This window comes from Streptomyces sp. NPDC001068, assembly GCF_042897315.1.
Taxonomy (GTDB): domain Bacteria; phylum Actinomycetota; class Actinomycetes; order Streptomycetales; family Streptomycetaceae; genus Streptomyces.
The window spans coordinates 103,743-124,410 of sequence record NZ_JBIAYD010000005.1 but is presented as its reverse complement, the minus strand read 5'-3'; the positions used below and the strand labels follow the sequence as shown (position 1 = coordinate 124,410).

The 20,668-nt window shown below is 73.0% G+C and carries 16 protein-coding genes; 9 read left to right on the top strand and 7 right to left on the bottom strand.

Annotated features, from left to right (window positions below):
- Window positions 1-205 precede the first annotated feature (205 nt).
- On the bottom strand, window positions 206-982 hold the full coding sequence (locus ACFY3I_RS15675) for a LuxR C-terminal-related transcriptional regulator (RefSeq protein WP_390860999.1): 777 nt from the start codon (window positions 980-982) through the stop codon (window positions 206-208).
- A gap of 225 nt (window positions 983-1,207) precedes the next feature.
- On the opposite strand from ACFY3I_RS15675, the gene ACFY3I_RS15670 reads away from it, so the two are divergent.
- From ACFY3I_RS15670 to ACFY3I_RS15660, 3 genes are all read left to right on the top strand, one after another.
- Complete coding sequence (locus tag ACFY3I_RS15670) at window positions 1,208-2,041, top strand: BTAD domain-containing putative transcriptional regulator (RefSeq protein WP_390860998.1); 834 nt, start codon at window positions 1,208-1,210, stop codon at window positions 2,039-2,041.
- Between the two features lie 131 nt (window positions 2,042-2,172).
- Window positions 2,173-3,198 carry a glycoside hydrolase family 25 protein gene (locus tag ACFY3I_RS15665; RefSeq protein ID WP_390860997.1) on the top strand — a complete coding sequence of 342 codons (1,026 nt, stop codon included), beginning with the start codon at window positions 2,173-2,175 and terminating at the stop codon, window positions 3,196-3,198.
- A gap of 15 nt (window positions 3,199-3,213) precedes the next feature.
- Window positions 3,214-3,507: a hypothetical protein gene (locus ACFY3I_RS15660; RefSeq protein ID WP_390860996.1), complete on the top strand. Its 294-nt coding sequence runs from the start codon at window positions 3,214-3,216 to the stop codon at window positions 3,505-3,507.
- 122 nt (window positions 3,508-3,629) lie between these two features.
- Here ACFY3I_RS15660 and ACFY3I_RS15655 read toward each other — a convergent pair whose 3' ends face one another.
- A complete protein-coding gene (locus ACFY3I_RS15655; protein WP_390860995.1) occupies window positions 3,630-3,911 on the bottom strand; it encodes a DUF5302 domain-containing protein in 282 nt (93 codons plus the stop codon).
- Between the two features lie 67 nt (window positions 3,912-3,978).
- Window positions 3,979-5,391: a DEAD/DEAH box helicase gene (locus tag ACFY3I_RS15650; protein WP_390860993.1), complete on the bottom strand. Its 1,413-nt coding sequence runs from the start codon at window positions 5,389-5,391 to the stop codon at window positions 3,979-3,981.
- A 308-nt stretch (window positions 5,392-5,699) separates the two neighbouring features.
- On the opposite strand from ACFY3I_RS15650, the gene ACFY3I_RS15645 reads away from it, so the two are divergent.
- Window positions 5,700-6,926: a glycoside hydrolase family 88 protein gene (locus tag ACFY3I_RS15645; RefSeq protein WP_390860991.1), complete on the top strand. Its 1,227-nt coding sequence runs from the start codon at window positions 5,700-5,702 to the stop codon at window positions 6,924-6,926.
- Window positions 6,927-7,152: 226 nt separating this feature from the next.
- Window positions 7,153-7,590, top strand: coding sequence for a universal stress protein (locus ACFY3I_RS15640; protein ID WP_390860990.1), 438 nt, complete (start codon window positions 7,153-7,155; stop codon window positions 7,588-7,590).
- Window positions 7,591-7,628: 38 nt separating this feature from the next.
- Here ACFY3I_RS15640 and ACFY3I_RS15635 read toward each other — a convergent pair whose 3' ends face one another.
- The 3 genes from ACFY3I_RS15635 to ACFY3I_RS15625 all read right to left on the bottom strand — a co-directional run bounded on the left by ACFY3I_RS15635 (window position 7,629) and on the right by ACFY3I_RS15625 (window position 13,497).
- Complete coding sequence (locus ACFY3I_RS15635; RefSeq protein WP_390860989.1) at window positions 7,629-8,135, bottom strand: MarR family winged helix-turn-helix transcriptional regulator; 507 nt, start codon at window positions 8,133-8,135, stop codon at window positions 7,629-7,631.
- Between the two features lie 104 nt (window positions 8,136-8,239).
- Window positions 8,240-10,609: an ATP-binding cassette domain-containing protein gene (locus ACFY3I_RS15630; protein ID WP_390860988.1), complete on the bottom strand. Its 2,370-nt coding sequence runs from the start codon at window positions 10,607-10,609 to the stop codon at window positions 8,240-8,242.
- A gap of 98 nt (window positions 10,610-10,707) precedes the next feature.
- On the bottom strand, window positions 10,708-13,497 hold the full coding sequence (locus ACFY3I_RS15625) for a hypothetical protein (RefSeq protein WP_390860987.1): 2,790 nt from the start codon (window positions 13,495-13,497) through the stop codon (window positions 10,708-10,710).
- Window positions 13,498-13,840: 343 nt separating this feature from the next.
- Here ACFY3I_RS15625 and ACFY3I_RS15620 point away from each other — a divergent pair, with 343 nt between their 5' ends.
- Both ACFY3I_RS15620 and ACFY3I_RS15615 read left to right on the top strand, forming a co-directional pair.
- Window positions 13,841-15,874, top strand: a complete 2,034-nt coding sequence (locus tag ACFY3I_RS15620) for an NAD(+) synthase (RefSeq protein ID WP_390861357.1) — start codon at window positions 13,841-13,843, stop codon at window positions 15,872-15,874.
- Window positions 15,875-16,301: 427 nt separating this feature from the next.
- Window positions 16,302-16,868, top strand: coding sequence for a hypothetical protein (locus ACFY3I_RS15615; RefSeq protein ID WP_390860985.1), 567 nt, complete (start codon window positions 16,302-16,304; stop codon window positions 16,866-16,868).
- A gap of 81 nt (window positions 16,869-16,949) precedes the next feature.
- On the opposite strand, the gene ACFY3I_RS15610 is transcribed toward ACFY3I_RS15615, so the two are convergent.
- Complete coding sequence (locus tag ACFY3I_RS15610; protein WP_390860984.1) at window positions 16,950-17,639, bottom strand: DUF6215 domain-containing protein; 690 nt, start codon at window positions 17,637-17,639, stop codon at window positions 16,950-16,952.
- Between the two features lie 191 nt (window positions 17,640-17,830).
- Between ACFY3I_RS15610 and ACFY3I_RS15605 the strand changes: the two genes are divergently transcribed.
- Together ACFY3I_RS15605 and ACFY3I_RS15600 are read left to right on the top strand one after the other, a co-directional pair.
- Complete coding sequence (locus ACFY3I_RS15605; protein ID WP_390860983.1) at window positions 17,831-18,595, top strand: alpha/beta family hydrolase; 765 nt, start codon at window positions 17,831-17,833, stop codon at window positions 18,593-18,595.
- 56 nt (window positions 18,596-18,651) lie between these two features.
- The gene (locus tag ACFY3I_RS15600; RefSeq protein WP_390860982.1) at window positions 18,652-20,565 is read left to right on the top strand and encodes a glycoside hydrolase family 5 protein; all 1,914 of its coding nucleotides are present in this window, start codon (window positions 18,652-18,654) and stop codon (window positions 20,563-20,565) included.
- Window positions 20,566-20,668 lie beyond the last annotated feature (103 nt).

Genomic DNA, 20,668 nt, shown 5'->3' with positions numbered 1-20,668 from the left:
CCCCTCGGTGGGTCCTCCCGCTCCGCGTGCGCCGTGGCGAGCGCCCCGTCCGGTGGCGGTACGGCGATGCGCCACGCCGATGTGCGCGGCTCGCGGTGCCCACGAGTCTTGTGGAGCACCCGGTGTGCGGCATGAATCCCCGGGGCCCGGAAAGGGTCTGGCCCGGGATCCGGATCCGGTACCGGCCCTTCGTGCGAAAGGGGTGTCAGGGCGACTGCGCCGAGACCCTCTCGAAGGCGAACGAATCCGCGCGATCCGCGTAGGGAGCGGTGCGGGATCCGGATCCGGGGACCGGCGCGGGCAGTGGCAGCCGGAACCTGCGGACGGCCGCCGCCACTTCACCCCTGCTGTCCACGCCGAGCTTCTCCAGGACGTTGTGCACGTGGTTCTTCACGGTGGTCAACTGGATGTGCAGCAGCCGGGCGATCTCCTTGTTGGCGTGTCCGGACTCGATCAGCGCCACGATCTGCAGCTCCCGGGTGGTCAGTTTGGGGGCCCGCTCTCCCCGGTGCACCCTGGCCAGCGCGGCCAGCCGTCCCACGAGTCCCGCGACGACCCCGGCCTGGCAGCTGAACTCGCCGCGGGTCGCCGACCGCAGGGTGTCCACCAGGTCGGTGAAGGAGCTCCCGTGGGTGACGTATCCGGCGATGCCCGCCTCCGCGCACGCCACCACGGCGTCGGGCCGGTCGGAGACGCCGAGCACCACGCACGGGACGTCGGTGCGCTCCGCCAGCCGGTACAGCGCGTCGAGGCCCGGCTCACCGGCCATGTCCCCGGTCATGTCGAGGAGCACCACGTCGGCCACGGCCCCCGCCAGGAGCGGCTGAGCGGCCCCCACCGCGGGCGCCGTCCCCACCAGCCGGACCCCTTCCTCCAGTTCCAGCAGGTGTGCCAGGCCCTGGAGATGGATGCGCACCGGTGAGATCACGGCCACCCGGATCACCTGCGCCACTGTCGTACCGCTGTTCGCTCTGTCTTCCACACGATCCGTACGGCCCATACGAGTACATCCCCCGATGCGTACCGGCGCCCGCCCGGCGCCCTGTTGGCCCATCAGGCTGCTCCGCGCGGTCCCCGCTGTCACGGGCCGTTCCGGTGACCGGACCGGCCGGCCCGGGTCGCGGCCGCGTGGTCCGCTCAGCGGAAAGCGGCATGACAGACGGCCGCGGGCTCTCCACGCTGACCGTCTCGGGTGCCTGCGGACGGCATGGAACACGGCACCGGCCGCCCGGGCGGCGGCCGCGACACGGGGGAACGGCGACTGGTGATGATCTCGGACGAGTTGACGGCGGAGCCGCGAAGAGACCGTACGGCGGCCCGGACGCGGGAGCCGGCCGCGCTGCGCCTGTTCGACGCCTTCCGCCTGGAGGGACCGGACGGGCCGGTGGCCGTGCCGGCGAGCGCCCAGCGGCTGCTGGCCTACCTCGGCCTGCACGGGCACGCGCCCCGCTCGGTCGTGGCCGGGACGCTGTGGCCCGATGTCGCCGAGGAGCACGCCCTCGGCAGTCTGCGTACGGTGCTGTGGCGGCTGCGCCGGATGGGGCAGCCCGCGGTGCGCGTCGACGGCGACAGCCTGTGCCTGACGGACGGCGTGTCCGTGGACGTGGACGACTTCACCCGGGCGGCGCTCAGGTTGACCGGGTCCTCGCGGGCCTGTGTCGACGCGCCGGCCCCGCTCGTGCTCCTGGAGAGCGGGGAACTGCTCCCCGGCTGGGACGAGGAGTGGATCCGTCCGGAGCGCGAGCGGCTGCGCCAACTGCGCCTGCACGCACTTGAGTCACTGAGCGTCCGGCTCACCGTGCGCGGCTGCTACGCGCTCGCGCTGGAGGCGGCCCTCAGGTGCGTGGCGATCGAGCCGCTGCGGGAGAGCGCGCACTGCGCGGTGCTGGCCGTGCACCTGGCCGAGCACAACGTCGTGGAGGCGATCCGGCACTACGAGGCGTTCCGGCGGCTGCTTCGCGAGGAACTCGGCATCGAGCCCTCGGCCCGCCTGGCCGGCATGGTGCCGTGCCCGGTCGGGGGCGGCGTCCGCAGGAGGTGACGCGGCTGTGACGCGCCGGTCACGGGAGGCCTGCCATCGTCGCCGTGCCCGCACCGGGGCAGTTCCTGTCCGGCAGGACAGGGGTCCGACGAGAAGCAGAGGGGGCGGCCGACGTGGCCACATGCCGGGGAGTGGATCTCTCGGTCTTCCAGGGAGCCCAGGACTGGAAGGCCCGCGAGGCGGAGGGCGTCGTCTTCGCCTTCGCCAAGGCCACCGAGGGCGAGCACACCCGGGACGCGCACTTCACCCTGCACATCACGGGGATCACCGGCGCCGGGCTCGTCCCCGGCGCCTACCACTTCGGCTGGCCCAACCAGGACGCCGGCGCGGAGGCGGCCAACTACGTCGCCGCCGTGAAACCGTACGCCGGCCCGGGTTTCGTGCACTGGCTGGACCTGGAACGCAGGTCCGACGGCGCCAACTACGCGGGGGTCACGGCGGCCGGGATCCGTGCCTACGCGACGGCCTGGATCGCCAGGGTGCAGGCCGCGTTCCCCCACCAGCGGGTCGGGATCTACACGTCCGGCAGTGACCTGGCGGCCGGCCACGCGCCCGCCGCCGTCCCGCTCTGGTACCCCGCCTATCCCTGGTCGGGCGCGGCGGCCTACGCACAGGCGGAGGCGCGTCCCAAGCCGGTCCCCTCCGGCAGGACTCCGCTGTTCTGGCAGTTCACCTCGACTCCCCTGGACCGATCCATCTGCTATCTGAGCGAGTCGGCGCTGCGCGCCTGGGCCGCCGGAGAGGAAACCGAAGACATGGCGCTCACCACGGACGACATCAACAAGGTCGCCGCCGCGGTCGTCGAGAAGCTCGTCGCCGGCGGCGGTGTGCTGGAGACGGCGGACGTCACGCACGTCGCGTCCGCCGCGGCGAAGGCGGTCCTCACCATGGACGGGGTGATCAAGGCTCCCGCCGACGCCCCGGACGTGCGGACCAACCCCTACTGGGCCCTGCAGTCCTACATCAAGGACACCAACGCCCGGATCCGGCTGGTCCAGGCGACCGAGGCGGCCCAGAGCGCGGTCATCGCGCAACTCGCCGCCGCCCTCGCGACGTTCGACAAGAACATCGACCCCGCCGCGCTCGTCGCGTCCATCACCACGGCGATCGAGACGGCCGTGGGCAAGGTCGTCATCCACCTCGACCCCACGTCCTGAACCGGGAGCTGTCCCGTGAACCTCTTCGCCAGCTTCATGCGCACGTTCGTACCGGTCGTCGCCGGGCTCCTGCTCACCCTGCTGGTCCGCATCGGCGTGGACTTCGACTCGGCTTCGGTGGCGAGCGTGGTCACCACGGTCCTCACCGGCGCGTACTACACGGCGTTCCGGCTGCTCGAGAACCTCGCCGTGCGGATCCGCTCCCGTCCGCTCGCGACCGTCGCCGGGATCCTCCTCGGCTGGGCCGCGCCGCCCGACTACCCGGGTGCCACGCGCCAGGCGCGGCCCGCCGTCCCGCGGAGTCCCTGACCCCGCCGTCGGGAGCGGTACCTGCCCGGGCTCGGCAGGGCCCGAGCGGGCCTGCCACCACCGGGCCGTGCGCACGCGGCATCGCCTGCCCGTGCGCACGGACCGGTGTGGGGCCGATCGGCTCAGCCGCCGCTCTTGCGCCTGAACGACCGCTGGCTCGCGGCCGGTCCGTGCGCCGCACGGACCTTCGACGCGCCGGCGTTCGCGGCGTTGTCAGCGGCTTCCGCCTGTGCGCCGCGCTTGCGCGCCAGGGCTTCGCGGAACTTGCGCTTGAGGTCGTAGTTGCCGTCGCCGTCCGGCGTCACGGAGGACGCCTCCGGGGCGGCCGGCTCCGAACCCTCCGCGGGTTCCGCGGCCGGGGCGGCCGGCTCCGAACCTTCCGTGGATGCGGGCTCTGCGGTCACGGTGACCTCCTGGGTTCGGGGACGGGCAGGCACAGCTTGTCATGCGGAGCGCGGTGCGGGGCAGCGGCTACCGGCCGTTGCGCCGCACGAGGGCGGCCTTGCGGGCCTCGGCGAGCTTGCGGGCCTCCCCGGCCTTCCGGGACTTGCCGCCGGTGCCGCGGGAGGCGTCCTTGCTGGTGCCGAGCCCGCGGAAGGGAGCGTTGCCGTTCTTGGGCCGGGGAACGGCGGCCGTGCCGTCGAGCGCGATCCCGGAGGGAGTCCTGGCCCCGGTGATCCGGCTCAGTTCGGCCTCGCCCGAGCGCACCTTGGTGACGGTCGGCTCGATGCCGGCCCCGGCCATCATCAGGCTCGTCTCACGGCGCTGGCCCGACAGCACGAGCGTGATGACGCTCCCCGACTCGCCGGCGCGGGCGGTGCGGCCGGCCCGGTGGACGTAGTCCTTGGGGTCGGTGGGCGGGTCGACGTTGACGACGAGATCGAGGTCGTCGACGTGCAGGCCGCGGGCCGCCACGTTGGTCGCCACCAGCACGGTGAGCAGGCCGCTCCTGAACTGCGCCAGGGTGCGGGTGCGCTGCGGCTGGGACTTGCCGCTGTGCAGTGCTCCCGCTTGCACCCCGTTGGCCCGCAGGTGCCGGGTGAGCTGGTCGACGCCGTGTTTCGTGTCGAGGAAGAGCAGGACGCGGCCGTCGCGGGCGGCGATCTCCGTGGTGACGGCGTAGCGGTCGGGGCCGTGGACGACCAGGACGTGGTGCTCCATCGTCGAGACCGTGCCCGTCGGCGAGTCGGCCGAGTGGACGACGGGGTCGTCGAGATAGCGGCCGACCAGCTGATCGACGTCGCCGTCCAGAGTGGCCGAGAACAGCATCCGCTGACCGTCGGGGCGCACCTGGTCGAGGACGTCGACGACCTGCGGCAGGAATCCGAGGTCGCACATCTGGTCGGCCTCGTCCAGCACGGTGATCCTCACCCGTCCCAGGCGGCAGGCGCCGCGCTCGACCAGGTCGTGCAGGCGTCCGGGGGTGGCGACGACCACCTCGGCTCCCTGGCGCAGCGCGGCGACCTGGCGGCCGATCGACACGCCGCCGACGACCGTGGCCATGCGCAGCCCCAGTGCCTCGGCGTAGGGCGTCAGTGCCTCGGTGACCTGCTGGGCCAGCTCTCGGGTGGGCACGAGGACCAGGGCGAGGGGCTGCTTGGGTTCGGCGCGCCGGCCGGCGGTGCGGGTCAGCAGCGGCAGCCCGAAGGCGAGCGTCTTGCCCGAGCCGGTACGCCCGCGTCCCAGGACGTCGCGTCCCTCCAGGGCGTCGGGCAGGGTCGCGGCCTGGATGGGAAAGGGTTCGCGCACCCCGAGTTCGCCCAGTGTCCGAAGCACCGCCGCAGGCAGGTGCAGGGCGGCGAAGGAGGGGGCGGGGGGCGGCGTCGTGGCCCCGGGCCGGCCGGAATCGCCGTGATGGGTGCCGGAGTCGTCGGGATGCTTCATGAAGAGCCTTCCGCAGGGGGAACGTACCGAGGAAGGCCCGGCAGGACCGACCACCGCGACGACCACGCAAAGATGCGACATTAGCACAGGGCACAGCCTCGCCCGTCCTGCCCGAAGACCGCTGCCGTACGGCGCGGCGATCGCTCCCGTACGGCGCGACGTGATCGCGGCTCTCCCGTCGGTGTCCGCCGACCCCGTCGAAGTTCACGTATCTGAACATCATGCACATGGGTGTACTTGGTCTGAACCTGCGTGCCACACTCCTTCAACTCCCACGCATCACAGTCGAGTTGGAGAGGCAGGCAGTCATGTCCATCTCCCGGCGAGCAGTGCTGACCACGGCCGGCGGTGCCGCGGTCGCCTATGCCGGCGCACCTGTGCCGGCTCACGCCGCGGCCGGGAACGTGCCGGCCGCCACCACACGGATCCTCAGAGCCGCCGCCGACTACGCGGTCGAGAAGGTCGGCGCCGTCGCACCCGGAGTCACCGGCTTCCCCGTCTCGACCAGATTCGAGAAGTGGACCTACTCCCAGAACGGGGACTGGGTGGGCGGGTTCTGGCCCGGCACCCTGTGGATGTGCTGGCTGCACACCGGCGACGAGCGGTTCCGCACCCTCGCCCTCGACTCCGCCCGCAAGCTGGCCCCCCGGCGCACCGACACCACCACCCACGACCTCGGCTTCCTGTTCACCCCTTCGTGGGTGACCGCCTGGCGTCTGACCGGGGACGACGAGTGGCGGACCGGCGCCGTGCAGGCGGCCGACTCGCTCAGCCGGCGCTACAACCCGCGCGGCCGGTTCCTGCGCGCCTGGGGCGCGCTGAACGACACGGCAAACGCCGGTCGCGTCATCATCGACACGATGATGAACCTCGACCTGCTCGTCTTCGCCTCGCGGCAGACCGGCGACCCGGCCTACCGCGACATCGCCGTCGCCCACGCCGAGACCGCCCAGCGCCTCTTCCCGCGGGCCGACGGTTCCACCCCGCACGTCTTCGATCTCGACCCGGCCACCGGCGCCGCCATCGGCCCCGGCACCGTCCAGGGGTACAGCCCCACCTCCTGCTGGTCCCGCGGCCAGGCCTGGGGGATCTACGGATTCACCACGATGTACCGCCGGACCGCCGACCGCAGGTTCCTCACCACCGCCACGCGTCTGGCCGAGTACGCCATCGGCGTGCTCACCCCCGACCACGTGCCCGTGTGGGACTACCGGGCGCCCCAGCACCCGAACGACGTCAAGGACGCGTCCGCCGGGGCCGTCATGGCCTGCGGACTCCTCGACCTGGCCGCCGCGACCGGCCAGGAGAAGTACCGCGCCGTCGCCCTGCGGATGCTCACGGCGCTGGCACAGACCTGCCTGACCAGGGCGTCGACCCGGGCGGACGCGGTGGTCGCCCGCTGCACCCGCAACCGGCCCGCCGAGGACGGCATCGAGGTCTCCCTCCCCTACGCCGACTACTACCTCCTGGAGGGCATCCACCGCATCCTGCACCCCGAGGCCCTGGACCGCGCCATCGACCTGAGCGGGCCCTGACCTCGACGGCACGTGGCGGCGGCGACCGCGGGCGCCGCCGCCGGCCGGCTTCCGAAGTTCAGTGGCTGTTGCACGGACCGCTGTCGTCCTCGCCGAACGGTGGTGAGATGATCAAACCGTGGGGGCGGAAGAACTCGTTCGGCGCCGGACGCGCCGAGCCGTCACGCCGGCACCCGGCGTCCCAGACCACCGAGTGGACCTTCCGCGCCCCGGAAGGGTAAGTACCGTGTCCGTCTTCCAGCGCATCCTCGTCGCCGTCGACCCCAGCCCCGCCCGCCGCTCCGCCGTACGGCTGGCCGGTGAGGTGGCGAAGCTCGCCGGGGCCGAGGTCCGCGTCGTCCACGTCATCGCCTCCGCCGCCTCCGTCACGGCGATCGTCCCGCTGGAGGAGGACACCGAGGCCCAGGCCGTCCTCGACGAGGCGCTCACCGCCCTGCGCGGCGAGGGCGTCAAGGCCGAGGGCACCCTCCTGCGCGGCCTCACCACCCAGGTCGCCGCCGCCATCTCGGAGACCGCCGAGGAGTTCGGCGCCGACCTCATCGTCCTCAGCCCCCACCACCGCAGCGCCGCGCAGGCACTGTTCGACCCGCGGGTCAGCGACGCGGTCGCCCACCACACCAACACCGCGATCCTGCTCGCCCCGGAGTCCCCGGGCCAGGACTGACCCGAGCCCAGCCCTGGCCCCGGACAGGACGCCCTGCCCTAGCGCCGACGCCAGGGCAGGGCGTCCTGTTCGGCGCCGTCGGCGTCCACGCGCTGGAGCGCGGCGTTGACCGCCTCGCCGATGGCGGCGAACTGCGTCACCTGCTCGGGCGTCAGGGCGTCGAAGACGGCGCGGCGGACCGCCTCCACATGGCCGGGGGCCGCGCGCTCCAGCAGGCGTGTGCCGTCCTCGGTCAGCACGGCGAACTGGTTGCGGCGATTGCCCGGGTCGTCGCGCCGGTCGACGTAGCCGGCCTCCTGGAGGCGGGTCACGGCGTGCGTGAGCCGGCTCCGGGTGATCTTCAGACGCTCGGCGAGGTCGGACATGGTCAGACTGTGCTCCTCGACCGACGACAGGTGCGCGAGCAGGGAGTAGTCGGCGTGGGTCATGCCCGCGTCGCGCCGCAGCTGGCGGTTGAGGTGGTCGGACAGATGCGTGGAGAACTGGACGTAGGCGAGCCACGCCCGCCGTTCCTCGGGGGTGAGCCAACGCGGCGTGGTGGTCATGGGCGCACTGTAACCAGCCATGTTTGATAGTTCAAACATATCCGGCCGCCAGGGCGCGGGAACCGTCGGCGGACCGGTTCCCGCGCCCCGCGGCGGCCCGGGCGTCAGGCGCCCACGTACTCCGCGAGGTGCTCGGCGGTGAGGGTCCCGCGGCCGGCGACCAGGTCGGCCGGAGTGCCCTCGAAGACGATCCGGCCGCCGTCGTGGCCGGCGCCGGGCCCGAGGTCGATGATCCAGTCGGCGTGCGCCATCACCGCCTGGTGGTGCTCGACCACGATGACCGACTTGCCGGCGTCGACCAGCCGGTCGAGCAGACCGAGGAGCTGCTCCACGTCCGCGAGGTGCAGGCCCGCGGTCGGCTCGTCGAGGACGTAGACGCCGCCCTTGTCGGCCATGTGCGTGGCCAGCTTGAGGCGCTGGCGTTCGCCGCCGGACAGGGTGGTCAGCGGCTGCCCGACGGTGAGGTAGCCGAGACCGACGTCCTGGAGCCGCCGGGCGATCCGCTGGGCCGCCGGGACGTTCGCCTCGTCCGCCCCGAAGTAGGTGACGGCCTCGTTCACCGACAGGCCGAGCACCTCGCTGATGTCACGGCCGTGCAGGGCGTACTCCAGCACCGACCTGTCGAACCGCTTCCCCTCGCAGTCCTCGCAGGTCGTGGCGACGCCGGCCATCATCGCCAGGTCGGTGTAGATGACACCGGCGCCGTTGCAGGTGGGGCAGGCGCCCTCGGAGTTGGGGCTGAACACGGCCGGCTTGACGCCGTTCTCCTTGGCGAAGGCCTTGCGGATCGGTTCCAGGAGACCGGTGTAGGTCGCCGGGTTGCTGCGCCGGGAGCCGCGGATGGCGCCCTGGTCGACGGAGACCACCCCGGCGCCCGCCGGGATGGAGCCGTGCACCAGGGAGCTCTTCCCGGAGCCCGCCACGCCGGTGACGACGGTCAGCACCCCGAGCGGGACGTCGACGTCGACACCCTGGAGGTTGTGGGTGCTCGCGCCACGGATCTCCAGCACCCCGGTGGGCTTGCGGACGCTCTCCTTGAGGGTGGCCCGGTCGTCGATGTGCCGCCCGGTGACGGTCCCGGCCTTGCGCAGGCCCTCGACGGTGCCCTCGAAACAGATGGCGCCGCCCTCGGCGCCGGCACCCGGGCCGAGGTCGACGACGTGGTCGGCGATCGCGATGACCTCCGGCTTGTGCTCGACGACCAGGACGGTGTTGCCCTTGTCACGCAGTCGCAGCAGAAGGCCGTTCATGCGCTGGATGTCGTGCGGGTGCAGGCCGGTGGTGGGCTCGTCGAAGACGTAGGTGGCGTCGGTGAGCGAGGAGCCGAGGTGGCGGATCATCCTGGTGCGCTGGGCCTCGCCGCCGGACAGCGTGCCCGCGGGCCGGTCCAGCGAAAGGTAGCCGAGGCCGATCTCCACGAACGACTCCAGGGTGTCGCGGAGCGTCCCGAGGAGCGGGGCGACCGACGGCTCGTCCAGGCCCCCGACCCACGCGGCCAGGTCGCTGATCTGCATCGCGCAGGCGTCGGCGATGCTGATCCCCGCGACCTTGGAGGACCGGGCGCCCTCGTTCAGGCGGGTGCCCTCGCAGTCGGGGCAGGTGGCGAAGGTGACCGCGCGTTCCACGAACTCGCGGATGTGCGGCTGCATCGACTCCTTGTCCTTGGAGAGCATCGACTTCTGGATGCGCGGGACCAGACCCTCGTAGGTCATGTTGATGCCCGCGATCTTCATCCGGGTCGGCTCGCGGTACAGGAAGTCCTGCAGTTCCTTCTTGGTGAACCTGCGGATCGGCTTGTCCGGGTCGAAGAAGCCGGACTCCGCGTAGAGGCGGGAGTTCCAGCCGCCGCCCTTGTAGCCGGGCACGGTGATCGCGCCGTCGTTGAGGGACTTGGTGTCGTCGTACAGCCGGCCGAGGTCGAGGTCGGTGACGGAGCCGCGGCCCTCGCAGCGCGGGCACATGCCGCCGGTGATGCTGAAGCTGCGGCGTTCCTTGACCTGCCCGCCGGCGCGTTCGATCGTGACGGCACCCGCCCCGCTGATGGAGGCGATGTTGAAGGAGAACGCCTTGGGCGAGCCGATGTGCGGCTTGCCGAGCCTGCTGAAGAGGATCCGCAGCAGGGCGTTGGCGTCGGTGGCGGTGCCGACGGTGGAACGCGGGTCGCCGCCCATCCGCTGCTGGTCGACGATGATCGCGGTGGTCAGTCCGTCGAGGACGTCGACCTCGGGGCGGGCCAGGTTGGGCATGAAACCCTGCACGAAGGCGGGGTAGGTCTCGTTGATCAGACGCTGGGACTCGGCGGCGATGGTGTCGAACACCAGCGAGCTCTTGCCCGAGCCGGAGACTCCGGTGAAGACCGTCAGGCGGCGCTTCGGGATCTCGATGCTGACGTCCTTGAGATTGTTCTCGCGCGCGCCGTGCACACGGATCAGGTCGTGGCTGTCCGCCACGTGCGTCTCGGTCTTTCCGGCCATGCTCAAACCCGTCTCCATCCGCTGCGCGGGACCTCCGCCGACGGCCGCCACGCTAGCCGGGGCGGAACTCCGGCGCTTCTCCATTACTGACCGGATCGTCAGTGACCGGATCGCCGATCGGTCGCTCCGCCCGCCGACGGCGGCGCCGGGTCTTCGTCGTCGTCCCGCCCCACCGGTGCCGCCCGGCCGCGGGAGTCCCCGTCCTGCCCGGTCGGTGGGATGCCGCTGGCCGGTGTCACGCGGCGGCCCGTGTCGAGGTCCAGCACCAGTTCGGCGTCCCGCAGGGCGGCCCGGAGTTCCCTGGCGCCGAACTCCTGCCGGCAGGCCGGACTGTCGAGGTGCGGCGGGGCGGGGTCCGGATCGGGCAGCGCGCCGTCGACGGTGAACGCGCCGCTCCAGGAGAGGTGCAGCCGGCGGCCGTCCCGGGCCGTCCAGGACACCTCGGGGTCGCCGTGCCGGTCGCGGCCGAAGCCGGGAGCGGCCAGGGATCGCGTGAAGTCGGCGAAGGAGCCGTCCGTCGCCCGCCGGCCCACGGTCGCCACGAAGGCACGGCCGTCTCCGAACGGGGTCCAGGCCTGCCGGGCCTCGTCGCCGGTGGTGTCCGGCCGGAACCCGCCCGCCGTGGCCACCGCGGCGTACCCGTCACCGACGCGTCCGGCGAGCCAGCAGCCCTGCTCCCGCCACTCGTCGCACAGATCCGCCGGGAACCACAGATGAGTGGCCTCGGTGGCTTCGGCGGCCTCGGGCAGGCGGTGCAGTACGACGACGGTGTCGCGGTGCTGGCGGGCGCGCGGCAGGACGCGCTGACCGGCCCAGGCGTTCGGGCGGGCCGAGGAGCCGATGGTGGCGGCGGCCGGGTGGGTGGCGAAGACCTGGACCTCGGAGCCGAGGGTGGCGCCCCAGACGTGTTCCTGGAGTCCCGGCAGGCCGGCCCGGTAGTCCTGGACGCTGGACAGCATGGCGTCGGGGGTGCGCCAGACGCGCAGGTCGGAGTCGTAGGGGCGGCTCAGCAGGTCGTGGTGGAGCCGGTAGTGACCCCGGTAGACCTGGCGGCCGTCCCATTCGTCCGGGAGGTCGGCCGCGATCGCGGGGATCACGGGCGGGACCCGGTAGTGCTCGGCGGTCGCCAGGGCGGTGGCGGGGAGCACGGCGCCGTTCAGGGAGCCGACGCCCCAGAGCAGCCACATCACGGGCGCGGTCTCCTCGAAACGGGAGGAGCGCAGGGTGGGGGTGTAGGAGCGGCCGTGGGCGGCGCCGTGCACCCCGCGCCAGGAGTTGCAGGCCAGGGTGAGCAGCACCTTGTCGAGCAGCGCCTCGGCGAGCCGGCGCAGTGGGTCCGAGGACGCGAACTCGACCAGCGAGACCAGCGCGAGGGTGTCGATGGCCAGGTAGGCGTTGGAGTCGAACTCGCTGAAGCCCCCGGTGAGTTTGCGTCGCATCCACTCCTCGGCGAGAGGCCCGGCGTGTGCGGCGTGCCGGTGTCCGGGCCAGCCGGTGTTGGTGAACTCCTCGTCGGGGAGGAGTTCACCGGCCAGGAGTTCGGCGGTGTGCCAGACGAACTGGTGGTTCTCGGTGAAGTAGCACATCGCGTCCAGGCCGGGCTGGTCGATCCAGTACTTGAACCCGGTCAGCGCCTCGCGCACCGCCTCCCGCCGTCCCGGGGGCCAGTGCGGCCGGGGGATGCGGTGCCACAGGTGGACGAGGCCGACGGCCTCGAAGTCCGCGCAGTCGGCCCGGTCGGCGAGCATGGTCAGCGGCCCGTCCAGGTCGGCGGGGTCAAGTGGCGCGTCCGGTGCCAGGGCGTGCCGGGCCAGGGCCCGGGCGGCGCCGGGGACGGCCCGGCCGGCGTGGTCGAGCAGTTCGGCACGCCATGCGGTCCGGTCGCCGACCGGTTCCGCGCGGCGCCGTGGGGGCAGGGTGGCGACCCGGGCCGTCCGGAACACCGGGGACCGTGGGTCGTCGGCGGTGATGCGCAGGACGTTCTCCCCGGTGGCCAGCATCGACGCGGTGTTCTCGGTCTCCGGGGCGCGCCCGGCGAGGGCGACCGGGGCGGTTCCCCGGTCCGGCAGCACGACCGGTTCGGCGGGACGGCCGTCCACCGAGACCAGCAGCCGGCCGCCGGCCGGCCCGGAGATCCCGGTACGGCCGTCGGCGCAGGCCCACGGGCCCACCGCCAGTGACTCCAGGAGCTGTTCGGCGGCGCGTGCGCGGTACTCGTCGGCTCCGGGCGACGGCAGGACCACGCGGACCGGGAGTCCCCCGACACGCAGTCTCGCCACATGGCGGACCTCGCGGAAGGCGACCTGCCAGGTGGCGAGGTGGACGGTCGTCACCCCGGAGCGAAGCCGGACGCGGACGTGCCGGGGGCGCGGTTCCATGTACGCGAACTCGGTGCCGGTGAGCACCGGCCGGCCGTCGACGAAGAGCACGAAGGGGCCGGTGCAGCCGACCTCGAGGTCGCGGTACTCCCCCTGGTCCACCTCCAGGACGGCGCCGGCGAGGGCGTGCCGGTACTCGGGGGTGAAGCAGAACTCGCTCCAGTCGAGCAGGCCGTCCTCCCCCGTGTGTTCCCGCCGCCACCGCGCCGAGGAGGGGGCGTCGCCCGCCGAGCGGGTCCAGTCGAAGGCCGCGCCCTCGGCGAGGCCGGGCAGCGGCTGGTCGGTGAGCAGCGGGTGCAGCCTGTACAGGCGGCGTTTGAGGGGCGCGGCGTCGGGCCCGTTGGTGAGCACCCAGCGTCCGTCGTCGCCCCATGGGCTGCCGGTGGCGGACAGTACGTGCGCGAGGTCGTCGCAGCCGCTGCGCCAGGCGGGGCTGATCAGCCAGTCCCGTACGAAGCCGTGACGGTCCAGCGCGTGCACCGTACGGCTGGTGGGATGAGGTGACGTCACTTGACCGCTCCCTTGGAGATTCCGGAGATGACCACCGCTCGGATCCGCTCGCACACGGGTATGGTTCCCCGCTCTCGCGGCCGTCGAGCGGCGACGCCCGCCCCGCCCTGCCGTCCGGCTCGGCCGGGTTCCGTCCGGTCCGGCTCCGTCCGGTCCCGCCACGGGGATCCCGCGCTCTCGCGGCGCGCCCGGAATCCCCTGGTCAGCAGCGGTCGGTACCGATCTATGCTTCTGGGAGCAGGAGGTTCGCCGGACCGTAGCAGGAGAGGGAGCGGGTGCCCGTCCGCGGCGACACTCCTCGTCCGGCATCACCACCGTGTCCGTCTCTCCCGAGGAAGCCCCGTTGAACTTCTGGTCGATCTATGAGCACGGCTTCGCGCGTGTCGCCGCGTGCACCGGTCACACCGTCATCGCCGACCCCCGTGCCAACGCCGAGGCGGTCCTGCGGCAGGCCCGCCGCTGCGCCGAGGACGGTGTCGCCGTGGCCGTCTTCCCCGAGCTGGGTCTGACCGGTTACTCGATCGAGGACCTGCTCCTCCAGGACGTGGTGCTCGACCAGGTCGAGGAGGCCCTCGCCACGGTGGCGGCCGGCTCGGCCGGGCTGCTGCCGGTCCTCGTCGTCGGCGCGCCGCTGCGTCATCGCAACCGGATCTACAACTGCGCGGTGTTCGTGCACCGCGGCCGCGTCCTCGGGGTGGCGCCGAAGTCGTACCCGCCGAACTACCGGGAGTTCTACGAGCGCCGGCAGATCGCCTCGGGCGACGACGAGCGGGGCGGCACCATCCGGATCGGCGGCGAGTCCGTACCGTTCGGAGTGGACCTGCTGTTCGCCGCGGAGGACCTCCCCGGTCTGGTGCTGCACGCCGAGGTCTGCGAGGACATGTGGGTGCCGGTGCCGCCGAGCGCGGAGGCCGCGCTGGCCGGCGCGACGGTGCTGCTGAACCTCTCGGGCAGCCCGATCACGGTCGGCCGTGCCGAGGACCGCGAGCTGCTGTGCCGCTCGGCGTCCCAGCGCTGCCTGGCCGCGTACGTCTACGCGGCGGCCGGCCTCGGCGAGTCGTCCACGGACCTGTCCTGGGACGGCCAGACGATGATCTACGAGAACGGCGCGCTGCTCGCCGAGACGGACCGCTTCCCGCTGGACGACCAGTACGCGGTGGCCGACGTGGACCTCGACCTGCTGCGCCAGGAGCGGGCCAGGATGGGCTCGTTCGACGACAACCGGCGCACCCACGCGGCCCGCACCGGCGACTTCAGGACCGTGTCCTTCCGGCTCGACGCGCCGGCCGCCGACCTGGGCCTGCGCCGCCGGGTCGAACGCTTCCCGTTCGTGCCCGCCGACCCCGAGCGGCTCGCCCTGGACTGCTACGAGGCGTACAACATCCAGGTCGCGGCGCTCCACCAGCGGCTGACGGCGATCGGTGGCCCGAAGGTGGTCATCGGGGTGTCCGGCGGTCTCGACTCCACGCACGCGCTGATCGTCGCGGCCCGTGCGATGGACCGGATGGGCCGCCCGCGCACCGACATCCTCGCCTTCACCCTCCCGGGCTTCGCCACCGGTGAGCACACCAAGGGCAACGCCCACCGGCTGATGGCCTCGCTCGGCGTGACCGCGGCCGAGCTGGACATCACCCCGACCGCGCGGCTCATGCTCAAGGAGATGGACCACCCGTTCGCGGCCGACGAGCCGGTGTACGACATCACCTTCGAGAACGTGCAGGCCGGGCTGCGCACCGACTACCTGTTCCGGCTCGCCAACCAGCGCGGCGGCATCGTGCTGGGCACCGGTGACCTCTCGGAGCTGGCGCTGGGCTGGTGCACCTACGGTGTCGGCGACCAGATGAGCCACTACAACGTCAACTCCGGTGTGCCGAAGACGCTGATCCAGCATCTGATCCGCTGGGTCGTCAGCAGTGGGCAGTTCGACCCGGAGACCGGCGAGACGCTCACCGCGATCCTCGACACGGAGATCAGCCCCGAGCTGGTGCCGGGCGAGGAGCTGCAGTCCACCGAGTCCAAGATCGGCCCGTACGCGCTGCACGACTTCACCCTCTACCAGGTGCTCAGGCACGGGTTCCGGCCGTCGAAGATCGCCTTCCTGGCCTGGCACGCCTGGCACGACCGGGACGCGGGCGCCTGGCCGCCCGGTTTCCCCGAGGCCGATCGCAAGGCGTACGACCTGGCGGCGATCCGGCACTGGCTCGACTACTTCTGCCGCCGGTTCTTCGCCTTCGCCCAGTTCAAGCGCTCGGCGATGCCGAACGGCCCGAAGGTCTCGGCGGGTGGCTCGCTGTCGCCCCGAGGCGACTGGCGCGCCCCGTCGGACGGCTCGGCGAAGGCCTGGCTGCACGACCTGGGCCGCGTCCCGGAGGCGTAGCGCGCCGGCCCGCGATTTGGTGTCCGCCGGGTGGCCGGGTTATGGTCGATCTTGCGCGCGGCGCTCCAAATCCGGGTGATGCGCGATGCGTTGGTGGTCCAAGGAAAGACGCCCCGCTTCCTGTGGGGAGATGCAGGTGCAAGGCCTGCCTGGCGCTCCGTCCGAAGAGCCCCACCCCCGCCGTTGCCGGGGGTGGGGCTCTTCGCATGTCCGGGCGGGTGTTCGCGCCGCTCCCGGTGCCGGTCGCGGGCACCCTGACGGGCGAACCTTCCGCCACCACCCGGAAGGAGTCTTGACGCGGGGCAAAGCACCTGGTCAGGGAAGACTCGGTGCGGCGGCGGTCAGGGCGGCGCCGGGGCCAGCGGTTGCGGGGCCCCGCCCGGCTTCCCACGGTGGGCGAAAGGACAGCAGCCCCGAAAGGAACCCCATGCGCGCCCTAGCCTCCCGAGGCCTCCTCGTGTCGCCCCTGGTCTGTGCCGCCCTGGTCTTCGGCCCGGCCGCCGCCACCGCCGCGGCCGCCGACGCCGGCCCGGAAGCCGCCACGAGCGGCGTCGCCCAGACCGTACAGCCCGGTACCGACGTCGCCGGACTGCTGGCCCGCGCCGAGGCGATGGACACGACCCGCTACGACAGCGCCCTGGCCCCGCTGCTGGACACGCTGCCCGGCCTGACCGCCGCCGACGGCAGCACGCTCGACCCGGCCCGGGCCGCCGCGTACGCCAAGGAGGTACAGGAGTGGAGCGCGGCCCTCCACAAGCGGCTCGAGGAGGCGCGGGCCGCCGGCACCGGCGGCTCGACCCGGGCGGCCGACCCCGTCTCGGACCTGGTGAACGCCGTCCAGGCCGCCGTGAGCAAGCTGCTCGCCTCGCTGACCTCGCTCGACCTGGGCGGGGTGCTGAGCGCCGTCACCGGGCTGCTCGCGCCCGTCCTGGCGGCGGTCACCGGTCTGCTGGGTGCCGCGCCCGCGCTGCCGTCCCTGCCCGCCGGGTCCTGAGGACGCTGCCCAGCGGTCCCGGCGACGGCCGGGCCTGCCGGTGACGGACGGGCCGTCCCGGTGCCGGCCGGACCGGCCGGGTCAGTTCCCGTCCCAGCCCGGGACCGTCGGCGCCACCTGCTCGGCGACCCGTTCGAGAGCCGTGTCGTCGGGCAGCACGTCGTCCTGCCGCCAGATCGCGATCTCGAACGTGCCCTTGCCGTCGTCCTTCGCGTGCCGCGAGACCAGGAGGCAGCGCGCCGTGCCGCCGGGCCCGGTGCTCGCCTTGCCGCCGCCCAGGTCGAAGCCGATGGAGACGGTCGGGCTGGAGTAGACGACGGCGGGGTGTCCCAGCACGGTCGTCCTGCGCGCCCCGTCCGTCAGGCCGCGCACCTGCCCGACGGTCAGACGGTCGTAGGACGCCGACAGCTTCACGGAGTACGTCCTCAGGGTCACGGTGGCGTCGGGTGCGGGGATCTTCGTGCCCCCGGCCATCGTGATCCAGTCCCCGCTGCCGCTCGCGGTCTCGGCCTGTTCCCCCGGTGTGCCCAGCAGGGCCGGCAGGTCCGGGCGGTTCAGCGCCTCGCACAGCCGTGCTCCCGAGACGTAGCGGGCCGGCAGCCGGTCGGTCGACTTCGAGCAGGCCGCCGGTGCGCCGCTCGCGTCCTGCGGGGGGAAGATCTCCCTCTGCGCCCACAGGACGCCGATCACGCCCAGGATCACGGCCACCGCCGCGATCGCCTGGACCACGGGTCTGCCTTCTCTCTCCGACCCGCTCGGAACCTCGGTCATGCCCCCACCCCCGTTGTACGTCCCCGGTGCGCCCGTGGAGCCTAACCGAACTCCGCCGTACGGATGTTCACCGCATCGGCGTCGACCGCACCGGCGTTCGCGGCACTCGCGTCCACGGCACTGATGTTCACGCGGACGGCACGGGCCGCTCAGTCCTTCCCGGTGGCCGCGACTTCCCCCGGCGGTGTTTGATGTCGGCAGCACGCACCGGCCCGGCGGCGGCGGAGCCGGGGAAGGCGGAGGGGGACGCGGTGGCGCAAGGACGGGTCGTCGAGGCGGGCGGAAGCGCTCTGGTGGTGCGTCGCGCGCCCCGGGACCGGACGCGCGCGGCGGTGCTGGTCCTGCACGGCGGGCAGGAGAACGGGCGTCGCCCGGCGCACCCGTGGCAGCCCGCGGCGCTGCGGATGCGCCCCTTCGTGAGCGCCGCCGCGTCGGTCTCCTCGCCCCGTGACGTCCTGGTCGGCCGGGTGCGCTACCGGTACCGCGGCTGGAACGACGACGCCGACCCGCTCCAGGACACCCTGCGCGCCCTCGACGAGCTGCGCGGCCGGGCCGGGGACGTGTCCGTGGTGCTGGTCGGCCACTCAAGGGGCGGCCGGGCCGCGCTGCGGGCGGCGACCGATCCGTCGGTGCGCGGCGTGCTCGCGCTGGCTCCCTGGTGTCCGCCCGGCGACCCCGTGGACGATCTCGCCGGGACGCGGATCGTCGTCCTGCACGGCGACCGTGACAGGGTCACCGCGCCCGCCGGGTCGGCGGCGTTCGTGCGGCAGGCTCGCGAGGCCGGTGCGCAGGCCGGAATGGTGCTGCTCAGGGGCGGGGATCACGCGATGCTCCGCCGCGGCCACGACTGGCACCGGGCGTCGGCCGCCGCCATCCGCCGGCTGCTGCGTCCCGAACGCGATCTGGAGGGCTGGACGGCCGAGGCCTGTGCGGCCGAGGAGCCGCTTCTGCGTTGATGCCCGTCCTGATAAAGTGCCGCGCCCCCACGCGGCATCCACTCCGAGGACGGCTGATGTCGATCAACAAGTTCGCCACATTTGTCACGTACCTGACACCTCTGCTCCTGATACTCGCCCTGTCCGGCACCACCCCGGCGGCCGCCGCGGCCCGGTCCGCCGACCCGGCCCCGGCCGCCTCCGCCACCGGCACCTGGCAGCCCCCGCTGTCCACCCGGGGCCGCTACATCGTCGACGCCACCGGCGACCGCTTCCGCCTCAAGGCCGCCAACTGGGACGGCGCCCAGGGCTCCTGGAACGGCAGCGGCAGCATCGACGACCCCGCCGACCACCACGCAGGCCAGGACTCCTACGGCATCCCGCTGGGCCTGGACCGCGCCCCCCTGTCCCAACTCCTCTCGGACTTCCAGGCACTGGGCATCAACAGCATCCGGCTGCCGTTCTCCAACGAGATGATCCACACGACCACCCCCGTACCGGACGCGGCGGTGACGGCCAACCCGCAGCTGCGCGGCAAGACCCCCCTGGAGGTCTACGACGCCGTGGTGACCGCGCTCACCGGCGCGGGTTTCGCGGTCATCCTCAACAACCACACCAACACGTCCCGTTGGTGCTGCGGCATCGACGGCAACGAACGCTGGAACACCGGTCAGTCGACCCAGCGGTGGGCCGACGACTGGGTCTCCATGGCCCGCCGCTACGCCGGCAACCCCCGCGTCGTGGGCGCCGACCTCTACAACGAGGTACGCCGCAACGTGCTCGACGACCCCAACTGGGGCCTGGGCGACGACCACGACTGGTACGCGGCCGCCCAGCTCGCCGCCGACCGCATCCTCACCGAGGCGAACCCGAACCTCCTCATCGTCATCGAGGGCATCAACTGGACCGGCCTGCCCGTCGACGGGTTCGCGCACGGCCGGCCCACCCTCACCCCCGTCCGCACCCTCTCGAACACCCTCGTCGACGCCCACAAACTCGTCTACTCGGCCCACTTCTACGGCTACACCGGCCCCCACCACAGCGGCGCCACCGGCATCGGCGAGACCAGCGACCCCCGTTACCAGGACCTGAGCCGCGACGACCTGTACCAGGCCCTCGCCGACGAGGCGTTCTTCGTCACCACCGAGGGCAGGCACTACACCGCGCCCGTGTGGGTCAGCGAGTTCGGCATCGGCTCCGGCGAGACGGGCACGGCGGCCCGCACCTGGTTCGCCAACATCACCGACTACTTCGCCGACCACGACGCCGACTTCGCCTACTGGCCGCTGGTCGGCTGGGAGGGTCACGACGACTGGGCACTGCTGCGCTACGACAGCGCCGGGCACCGTTCCGGCATCCTGGACGGCGGGGACTGGCGGGCCACCGCGTGGGACCACCTCATGAACACGCCCGGCCGCACCGGGTACGTCGAGCAGGGGACGACCTGGCGGATGCTCTCCACCGACCACGGCGACCAGGTCGAGTCGCTGCGGGTGCGGGCGGGCGGCGACTGGGACTCGGGCGCCTACAAGGCCGTCTGCCCGGACGGTCTGCGGCTGATCGGCCTCGCGCACTCCGGGGGACGCGGTCTGTGCACCGACGCGGGCACCGGTGACCTGCGGGCGGCGGGCAACGCCCAGACGGTCGTCACGGACGAGCGGTACGTCCCGGCGGGCGGCGACTGGGCGTCCGGGTACACCAAGTTCCAGTGCCCGGCGGGCCAGTTCGTCATCGGCTACAGCCGGCGCGGGGAGCGGGTGTCGGCGGCCCTGTGCGCGCCCGCGCGTGCCTCGCTCGGCACGTCCGGCCGGACGGTGTGGTTCGACCGGTCCGACAACCGCCCCGCCGACGGGGCGGGCGACGACTTCGCGTCCGGCTCCTACAAGGGGCAGTGCGCGGCCACCGAGTACATCGCGGGCGTCGCCTTCACCACCCGGGTGGGCAGTGCGCAGGGACCGGCCGCCGTGCTGTGCGCGCCGCTGCCGTCCTGACCTGACCAGTCGGCGGACTCCCGCCGCCACCACCTCGGACGGGGCCCGGGCGCTCAGCGCGTCCGGGCCCCGTACCGGACCGGTCCTGCCGCGGATCCGCCGC

What these genes read in the sequence shown, in the direction of transcription:
- ACFY3I_RS15670 (WP_390860998.1), top strand. Translation starts at nt 1,208, where the DNA reads ATGGAACACGGCACCGGCCGCCCGGGCGGCGGCCGCGACACGGGGGAA.
- ACFY3I_RS15650 (WP_390860993.1), bottom strand. Translation starts at nt 5,391, where the DNA reads ATGAAGCATCCCGACGACTCCGGCACCCATCACGGCGATTCCGGCCGG.
- ACFY3I_RS15645 (WP_390860991.1), top strand. Translation starts at nt 5,700, where the DNA reads ATGTCCATCTCCCGGCGAGCAGTGCTGACCACGGCCGGCGGTGCCGCG.
- ACFY3I_RS15635 (WP_390860989.1), bottom strand. Translation starts at nt 8,135, where the DNA reads ATGACCACCACGCCGCGTTGGCTCACCCCCGAGGAACGGCGGGCGTGG.
- ACFY3I_RS15630 (WP_390860988.1), bottom strand. Translation starts at nt 10,609, where the DNA reads ATGGCCGGAAAGACCGAGACGCACGTGGCGGACAGCCACGACCTGATC.
- ACFY3I_RS15615 (WP_390860985.1), top strand. Translation starts at nt 16,302, where the DNA reads ATGCGCGCCCTAGCCTCCCGAGGCCTCCTCGTGTCGCCCCTGGTCTGT.
- ACFY3I_RS15610 (WP_390860984.1), bottom strand. Translation starts at nt 17,639, where the DNA reads ATGACCGAGGTTCCGAGCGGGTCGGAGAGAGAAGGCAGACCCGTGGTC.
- ACFY3I_RS15605 (WP_390860983.1), top strand. Translation starts at nt 17,831, where the DNA reads ATGTCGGCAGCACGCACCGGCCCGGCGGCGGCGGAGCCGGGGAAGGCG.
- ACFY3I_RS15600 (WP_390860982.1), top strand. Translation starts at nt 18,652, where the DNA reads ATGTCGATCAACAAGTTCGCCACATTTGTCACGTACCTGACACCTCTG.